General features: G+C 68.3%; 4 protein-coding genes. 3 read left to right on the top strand and 1 reads right to left on the bottom strand.

The window, feature by feature from the left end:
- Positions 1-180, bottom strand: a 180-nt coding sequence (locus tag VGV13_10125) for an NAD(P)-dependent oxidoreductase (GenBank protein HEV8641439.1), incomplete at its 3' end; no start/stop codon positions are given.
- A gap of 146 nt (positions 181-326) precedes the next feature.
- Between VGV13_10125 and VGV13_10120 the strand changes: the two genes are divergently transcribed.
- The 3 genes from VGV13_10120 to VGV13_10110 all read left to right on the top strand — a co-directional run bounded on the left by VGV13_10120 (position 327) and on the right by VGV13_10110 (position 4,194).
- Complete coding sequence (locus tag VGV13_10120) at positions 327-1,391, top strand: cupin domain-containing protein (protein ID HEV8641438.1); 1,065 nt, start codon at positions 327-329, stop codon at positions 1,389-1,391.
- 7 nt (positions 1,392-1,398) lie between these two features.
- Positions 1,399-2,862 (top strand): UbiD family decarboxylase, encoded by a 1,464-nt coding sequence (locus tag VGV13_10115; protein HEV8641437.1) that lies wholly within the window; start codon positions 1,399-1,401, stop codon positions 2,860-2,862.
- A gap of 108 nt (positions 2,863-2,970) precedes the next feature.
- Positions 2,971-4,194, top strand: coding sequence for an MFS transporter (locus VGV13_10110; GenBank protein ID HEV8641436.1), 1,224 nt, complete (start codon positions 2,971-2,973; stop codon positions 4,192-4,194).
- Positions 4,195-4,549: the final 355 nt, after the last annotated feature.

The following is a 4,549-nucleotide window of genomic DNA, read 5'->3' as shown; positions in this document are numbered from 1 at the left end:
CAGGTCGAGGGGGTTCAGGAGGTCGCCCTGGACAAGGGTGAGGCGGCCAGGATCGACGATGTCGGCGAGCGCGTCGAGGTCGGGGGCGCGGTCGAAAAGCACCGGGCGGTCGCCGGCCTCCACCAGGAGACGGGCGATCTGCGACCCCACCAGACCGGATCCGGTGACCAGCACAGCCATCGGGAGCGCAGCTATCATACGCGCACTCCACCACTTGGCGCGCCCGGCGCTTGCCGACCGTGGCGCGCGTACTTATCATAGGGACCACTTCCTGAGAGCCGCCGAGTGGGACAGGGCGGCCCAGCGCGAGACGAGGGAGAGTCACGATGCCAATTTCCAACGATCCGTCCACCACGCTCACCGCCTACCAGGCCTGGCAGAAATCCGAAGGCATCCCCGTCATCCGCGGGTTCTACGTCGAAGATCTGAGATCGGTGGAGGTCCAGCCCTGGCCTAGCCGGGGCGGGCGCGGCGTCTTCATCGACATGGAGGGGACCGGCGGGACCAACGACGCCTATGTGTGCGAGATCCCGGCCGGGGGACAGCTCGCGCCCCAGCGGCACCTCTACGAAGAGGTCATCTACGTCCTCCAGGGGCGGGGTGCGACGACCGTGTGGATCGAGGGCGGCTCCAAGGTCAGCTTCGAGTGGCAGACGGGCAGTCTCTTCGCGGTCCCGCTCAACGCCTGGCACCAGCACTTCAACGCCTCGGGAACCGAGGTGGCGCGCTATTACGCCGTGACCACGGCGCCCCTGGTCATGAATCTGTTCCACAACCACGACTTCGTCTTCAACAACCCCTTCGTCTTCAAGGATCGCTTCGGCGGGGAGGCGGACACCTTCAGCGGCAAGGGCACCTTCCTGGCCAGCCGGATCTGGGAGGCCAACTTCATTCCCGACGTGAAGAAATTCGCGCTCATCGAATGGAAGGAGCGCGGCGCCGGCGGCCGCAACATCATGTTCGAGCTGGCCAACAACACGCTGATCGCCCACATCTCCGAGTTCCCGGTCGGCACCTACAAGAAGGCCCATCGCCACGGCCCCGGGGCCCACGTCATCACCCTCGGCGGCAAGGGTTACTCGCTCCTCTGGCCAGAGGGGGCGAAGCCCACGAAGGTGGACTGGCACGAGGGCAGCGTGGTCGTGCCGCCGGACCTCTGGTGGCACCAGCACTTCAATGCCGGCGCCAGCCCGGCCCGCTACCTGGCGATTCGCTGGGGAAGCGTCAAGCACAAGCTCGACGACAAGTACAGCCGCCTCGATCAGGACCGAGCGACGGGCGGCAACCAGATCGAGTACGCGGACGAGGATCCTGCCGTGCGCGCGCTCTTCGACAGCGAGCTGGCCAAAGAGGGCGTCGAGAGCCGCATGCCGGCCGTCGCCCGCCGCTGATCCGTCGATGCCCCTCGAGTACCGCGACCTGCGCGAGTGGCTCAAGAAGGTGGAGGGGCTGGACGAGCTCCAGCACTGCCGGGGCGTCCACTGGGACAAGGAGATGGGGGCGTTCGTGGAGATGTGCGTGCGCGCCAAGGGGGGCCGGGCGCCGGCCTTCCTCTTCGACGAGATCCCCGGTTATCCCCCGGGGTATCGCTGTCTCTACGGGCTGCTCAATTCGCCCAAGCGCTTCGCCTTGTCCATGGGACTGCCCGCCACCGGGGACGAGCGCACCATGGAGCTGCTGAAGATCTACCGGCAACGGGTGCAGGCCATCACGCCGATCCCGCCCCAGACGGTCTCCGGGGGCCCGATTCTGGAGAACGTCCTGAAGGACGACCAGGTCGATCTCTTCAAGTTCCCCGTACCGATCCATCACGAGCTGGACGGGGGGCGCTACATCGGGACGGCCGACGCCGTGATCACGCGGGATCCCGACAGCGGATGGGTCAATGTCGGCACCTACCGGATGCAGCTCTTCGAGCGGAACCTCACGGGCATCTACATCACCGAGGGCAAAGACGGCCACCTGCAACTGCAGAAGTACCTGGCCGCCGGCAAGCCGGCACCGATGGTGGCCGTCGTGGGGCAGGACCCGGCACTCTTTTCTGCCGCGCGGGCCACGCTGAACCGGGGCCAATCGGAGCTCGATTACGTCGGCGGACTTCGCGGAGAGCCACTCGAGGTCATCGAGGGCGAGCTGACGGGGCTGCCGATTCCGGCGAACGCCGAGATCGCGCTGGAGGGCGAAGTGGTGCCGGGCCAGAAGCGCCTGGAAGGGCCGTTCGGTGAGTGGCCGGGCTACTACGCGGGCGGCACGAAGGAAGAGCGGGTCTTCCGCGTCAGGCGCGTGTACCACCGGAACGACCCGATCCTCACCTGCGCCGCCTCGTTCAAGCCGCCCCACGCCCACCTGTTCGAGCGCTGCTTCATCCGCTCGGCGACGCTCTGGGAAAACCTCGAGAAGGCCAACGTCCCCAACGTGGTCGGCGTCTGGATCCACGAAGCGGGGGCCGGTCGGACCTTCAACGTCGTCGCCATCGAGGTGAGCTACTTCGGCCACAGCCGCCAGGCGGGCATCCTGGCGACCCAGCTCGCCCCCACCGCCTACGGCGGCAAGTGGACCGTCGTGGTCGACGACGACATCGATCCCTCCAGCCTCTCCGAGGTCGTATGGGCGATGGGCACGCGCTGCGACCCTGCCACGAACATCGAGATCATCCGGAAGAACTGGTCGTCCAAGATCGACCCCGTGAACATGACGGAGAACTACTACAACTCGCGCGCGATGATCGACGCGACGATTCCCTTCGAGAATCGGGGACGAGCCGCCAAGGTGGCCGTTACCAGTCCCGAGCTGCGCCAACGGATGCTGGAGAAGTACGGCGCGTTGTTCCGCCGCGTCCTCGGCGAACACGATCTCGCGTGACGCCGCCCTAAGAACCTGCAGCAAATTCGAGCGCCGGCTCCGCCGGCGCAATCCTCTTCTGGGGGAGGCCTCGGAGGGGGCCGTCGAGGCCCCCTCCGAATACACCGCATGAGCCGGGCGGTGCTGATCGTCTGCGCCTGCGCCGCCGCGGCGACGACGGCGGAAGGGGCGCTGAGCTTACTGTACGCGCCCTATCTCGAAGCGCAGGGGTATTCGCTCAGCGCGATCGGCGCGCTGTCCTCCCTGCTCGCGGTCTTTCGCCTGGCCTCGCGGGTGCCGGCCGGCACCGTCTATCGCCCGTTCCGGGCCAGGATCCATCTGGCCGTCGCGCTGCTCGCGCTGAGCGTCGCCACGAGCGGCTTCGCCCTGGCCCGCGATCATCCCGTGGCCGTCGTCGTCCTGACGGCGGCGCACGGCTTCGCCTTCGGCAGCGTCGGCACCTTGATCCTCGCCGTCGTCATCGACGTCACGGGCGGCCGAGCCGCCGGCGCCGTCATGGGCTGGTACACGGCGGTGCTGTCCACCGGCTACGCGCTGGGCGCCTTCGCGGCCGGCGGGCTGGCCGACACCACCGGCCCCGCGGCGGCCCTGGCTCTCCTCGGTGTGCTGCCGGCGGTCACGGCGATCGCCCTGTTCGCGCTGCCCTCCTTCGGCGGGCCGCGCGCTGACGTCGAGCGCAGCCAGGGCTTCCGGGGTCTGCTGGCGGCGGGCGCCGCGCTGGACGCCCGCGTCTGGCTCGCGTTCACGATCGTGGTCTACATCAACCTCCTGGCCGACAGCGTCGACACCTTCTTCCCGCTGTACGGCGTCGCGATCGGCCTGCCGCTCGCCGCGGTCGGCACCCTGAAGGGCCTGAAATCGGCGGCGGCCACCTTCATTCGCTTCGTCAGCGGCGTGATGTTCCGTTATCTCGACTACCGCGCCATCGACGTCTGGGCGGTGATCCTCTCGGGCGCGGCCACGGTGGTGCTGCCGCGGGTGTCCGCGTTCGGGGCGTTGGTCGCGCTCTTCATCCTACTTGGCCTCACGCGCGGCATCCTCCGGGTGACGAGCGCGGCAACCGTGGCGGAGCTCCGTCGCGAGGGCCGTGACGTGGGCCTCGCCTCCGGCGTCTACAACGCCGGCCTCGACGTCGGGGCGATCGCCGGCCCGGCGCTGGGCGGCGTCCTGGGAACCGCGCTCGGCCTGGCGACGATGTTCCAGATCGTCGGGGTGGCCAGCGTCGTGATGTACTTCGCGGTCGCGCTGGCCAGCGCGCCGGGGCGCTCGGCTCTCCGTGCCGGGCTTCGCGCCAGCGGCCGTCGTTCGGCTCCTGCTCTGCGACGACCCTGAACATCGAACATCTAACGTCGAACGTCTCGGGCGTGATAGGCCCCAAGTGGCGGCTAACCCTCGGCCCTTACCCAACTTGACGTCAGATTCGGTCGCCGGTTACGCGAAACAAGGGCCTTGACAAGGGCCCTCGGGGAGCTTACAAACGCGGCTCGAAGCCGGCGTGCTGACCGGTTTATTGCAGCGCGTCAGACTCGGCCGGGAGCCGGAACGGCGGCGCACTCATAATCGGTGTCCGAGCATCAGGGGGGCCAAGCGATGGGGCAACTCGGATGGCGAGGTCCAAGGTGGGTTCTCGCGCTCGCGGCGGTCATGATGTTCGTCCTACCGCCGCCCCAGGCTGAGGCACAAAGGG

The organism is Candidatus Methylomirabilota bacterium (assembly GCA_036001065.1).
GTDB lineage: Bacteria > Methylomirabilota > Methylomirabilia > Rokubacteriales > CSP1-6 > MNEF01.
The sequence above is the reverse complement of the archived record's forward strand: the minus strand, read 5'-3'. Positions and strand labels throughout refer to the sequence as shown.